Below are 3,984 nucleotides of genomic sequence, written 5' to 3'. Positions count from 1 at the left end.
CGTCCCCGGTGAGGAACGACTGGGTCTGTTTCTCCGCGATGGGGAGCATCGGGAGGTCCTGGTTCGTCACCCACGCCTGTTCGACGGCGATCGTTTTAACCTTCGAGTCGGACGTCGCGTGTGACATCGCCTTCAGGCGTACCGACGGATTGACCGTCAACTCGCCCGACCCGCTCCGCTTCGGCACCGTCACCGTCCCACGCTTCCCGCCACGGTCGGGGTTCGCTGGCGGGTAGTTGTACGTGAACCCGCGGTAGTTCTCCAACAACATCTGGCGCAGCGAGAAGTACGGGAACGTCGCCTGTACGCCGCCCGGAAGCCAACCGCCGGAGGCGAGGACGAAGTTGCCGTTCGGCCACACCTGGCCCTGGAGATTGCCGAAGCTCCGGCCGTCAACGTTCGATTTGAACCCGAAGCTCTTGAGTTGATCCACGACGGTCTGGGTCGCCGTCACCCAGTCCGACCACTCCGACGGGACTTGTACGGGGAGGTTGACGACGTCACCGTCACTGTCGTGCCACGTGCCGCCCTGTTTCTCGTAGCCCGTGTCCTTCAGAACCTTCGTTGCTTTCCCCGTATTCGATTCGGATTTCCCATAATCCGTGAAGTCGCTCCGCGCGTCACCCAACCACTTGTCCAGCGTATCGGACGCGAGTCCGGCGGAGAGTTCCGCGGGCTTTTTCGAGGCGGGTCCGGCGTTCTTGACGATAGCGTTGCGGTCGAGGACGTACGCGATGGCCTGTCGGACCGCCCGGTCGCCCGCGTGTTTGTGATCGAACTGCGGCACGAGTCCGTAACCGACGCCGGACGAGAACTCCACCTGTTGCCAGGTATCCGGCAACTGTTCGACGATGCGTTTGGGCGCGAATACGGCACACGCGTCTATCTGGTTCGACGTCATCTGCTGGTGGACGGCCTCGTTGCCGCCGCCGATGTACCGGAAGACGTACTTTTCGAAGTTGATCTCGTCGGAATCGGGGTGGCCGTCACGGCGTTCCGTGACCAACTGTTGTGGACTGGTGCTCTTGAACGCGAACGGTCCGCTCGCGATCGGCTCTTTCCACGCGAAGTTCTGGAGTTTCCGCAGACCGTTCTTCTCGTCCTTCTCGATTTCGTCCAGATACTTCCCGAAGACGCTCTTTTTCTGCTGGACGAGGTTGTTCGCGAGGACGTGAATCTTGACGATCGTCCGATTGACCGGTTGCGAAAAGTGCATGACGACGGTCGAGTCGTCCTTCGCCTCGATGGACTTCGTGTAATCGCTGTAGCCGGTTCCAGTGTGCATTCCGAGTTTCAATTGGGTGGCGATGTCGTCGGTGGTCACGTCGTCACCGTCCGCCCACGTCAAGCCGTCCCGGAGTTTCATCGTGAACGATTTGTCGTCGAACGACCAGTCCGTGATCGCGTACGGGATGAACTTCCCTTCCCCGTGGTTGTACTGTGCGAAGCGGTCGAACAGGAGGTATTGGGACCACTGTGCGACGCTCGATGGATTGGACGGGTTCCATTGGACGTTCGTCGGAACCTGATTGATGCGACTGACGAGTTGGACGTCGTAAATCCCGTCGTCGTTTCCGCCGCCGTTTCCATCGCCAGACCCGTTTCCGTCGCCGTCCGAGTTGCCGTTACACCCGGCGAGGGAAGCGACGCCGACGGTTCCCGCCATCGTGAGAACGCGCCGACGGCTAACTACGTTACCGTACCTCGTTGATTCGTCTCTCATAGCGCATTCGCTTCAAAATAGGGAAAGTAGATAAATATTCGCACGGCACTGGCCGGAACCCCTATCGGAGATTCATTCCGCCGATGACTCGTCGATCAACCAGTCTTCCGTCGCGTGAGCGATGGACCGAATCTCCTCGTCGAGCGGCGCGTCGCCGTCGGCGAACTCCCGAAGCGGATCGGCGGCCGACGGATCGCCGATGTGACCGAGTGCGGAGACAGCGTGAACTTGCACGGTTCTATCCGGCGTCGTCAGTCGATCACATAGCGGCGCGACCGCGTCGGCCACGGCGTCCGGGTACTCCTCGCTGATGAAGCTGATCGCGCCGACGCTCGCCGACAGCACCGCCCCGGAACCGTCGCAGACAAGCGAACACAACCGCGATGCGTGCGGACGGACGGCTTCGGCGTCGATGCTCGCCACCTCGTAGACGACGTTCGCCACGACGGTTCGCGCGGTGGTCTGTCGTTCCATCTCCTCCCTCGAAACGCTGGCGAGGTGTTCCCGTGCCTGCGTGTTAGGGGCGGCGGTGGCATCCTCGACCGGGTCCGTCGGCTCTGTTTCCATCACCGCCACGAGTTCGTCGGCGTACGGGACGAACCATTCGGGGTGGTCGATCGCCAACACGCGAATGACGTCCGCCGCCAGCGCCGGGATCAGCGGCGTTTCGTGGGTCAGCAGGGAGAGGAGGTCGGGAATCGCGTCCCGAACAGCCGAGGGAGTGTCGTCCGCGACGGCGGCGAGGATCAACAACGATTCCCTGAGCACGACGATTCGATCGTCGTCGAGAACCGCCACGAGCGTCGGAATCAACGGTTCGACGGTTTCGAGATCGTCCGCGGCGAGCGCCGAGACGATTTGCGCCGTGTGGGTCCGCACGAGGTTCTCCTCGCTTCGGAGTCCCTCCCGAAGGGTGTCGATTTCCACGTCGTCGGCCGAGACCGTTTCCGGGTCGAGTTCCATCAGTTGGTCGTGATCGCCCGTCATTCGACCGAATACAACGAACCTCAGGTGAAATACGTGACGGTCGCTCGACTCCGCTCAGTCGAGCAGTTCGTCCAGACGGCGCGCGATTCCGCGTCCGATGGCTTCCATCCCGGCGTCGCCGGGGTGGAGGATGTCGGCCGTCAACGCCGTCGGTTCCATCAGGTCCTCGCCCGCGATGACGTGCAAATCGTCGTGCGGCGAGTCGGCGACGATGGTTCGTAGTGCCGAGCGGAACGCCGCCGCGCGCTCCGCGTCGTCGCCGCGAATCACGTCCGCGTGGTACGGAAACAGCGTCACGCAGGCGACCGGGCGGTTCGGATGTGCGTCGGCGACCGCATTCACGAGCGTGCCCGCGCGTTCGCGGAACTGTGCGAGCGTGAACCCTCGGTTCGCCATGTTCACCGAGAGGGCGAGGGTCGCTATGTCCCAGTCGTCGCGTCCGGCGAGGTGCTCGGCCATCGCGGGTTCGCAGAACGCCGACCCCGAACAGCCCAAGTTCAGCGCGTCGAGTCCGAGTCCTCGGGCGACGCGAGCGACGTAGGTCAAATGCGTCGCCGAAGCCGCCGCACCCTCCGTGATGGAGGTTCCGTAGGCGAGATAGCAGCGGTCGGGGAGTTCGTCGGCGGTCGGCGGTCGGCAGTCACCAGAAACGTCGTGGATGGCGACCGGAGCCCAGGCCTCGAATCGAAGCCGACAGACGCGGGGGGAGAACGCTCCGGCCCGGGTGGTCGCGTCGTCGAGAAGGGGAATCCGCTCCGGGATGACGAACTCGAACGTCGTCGGCGTCGGGCCGAGTTCGAGCGGTTCGGACGGCTGAAACTCGCCCCAGAACGGCCGGAAGACGGTCGTTTCGGCCGCCGAGAGCGTCACGGAGACGACGGCGTCGTCGCACTCGGGCACGAACCGAACCTCACAGCCGGTCGGGTGGCGGAGCCGCTCGCGGGCATCGACGTTCAGGTTCGCTCCGACGGACGCCGGAACGCGGCAAAGTCGGTCACCGGTTTCGGTGGTTTCGGTGGTTCCGTCCGTCTCGGTGGTTCCATCGGTTCCGGCGATTCCGGCAATCCCGTCGGTTCCCGCTCCCCCGTCCACCCAGTCGGCGGGGACCGTTTCGGCGACGTTGTGCAACGAGACGCTCGGATACGTATCGGAGTGCATGTGAATTGGTACCATCTTGGCGGAAGCGGATGATAAGTGTGTGAGAAACGGGTGGCGTTCGCCGGAGGGTTTTTCCTCCCGCTCATCGTGGGGAATAGTATGTCCAGCAGATCACC

3 protein-coding genes are annotated in these 3,984 nt (G+C 63.3%); all 3 read right to left on the bottom strand.

Annotation, left to right across the window (positions count from 1 at the left end; genetic code table 11):
* Positions 1–1,723 (bottom strand): ABC transporter substrate-binding protein (locus WBV42_RS13835; RefSeq protein ID WP_423986544.1); only part of this gene is annotated, 1,723 nt, incomplete at its 3' end.
* Positions 1,724–1,795: 72 nt separating this feature from the next.
* Entirely contained in the window at positions 1,796–2,710 is a 915-nt protein-coding gene (locus tag WBV42_RS13830) for a HEAT repeat domain-containing protein (protein WP_423986543.1), read from the bottom strand.
* Positions 2,711–2,764: 54 nt separating this feature from the next.
* Positions 2,765–3,868: an SGNH/GDSL hydrolase family protein gene (locus WBV42_RS13825; protein WP_423986542.1), complete on the bottom strand. Its 1,104-nt coding sequence runs from the start codon at positions 3,866–3,868 to the stop codon at positions 2,765–2,767.
* Positions 3,869–3,984 lie beyond the last annotated feature (116 nt).

Source organism: Haladaptatus sp., from assembly GCF_049589095.1.
Lineage (GTDB): Archaea > Halobacteriota > Halobacteria > Halobacteriales > Haladaptataceae > Haladaptatus.
Note: the sequence above shows the minus strand (reverse complement) of the source record. Positions and strands in the feature narration are given on the sequence as shown.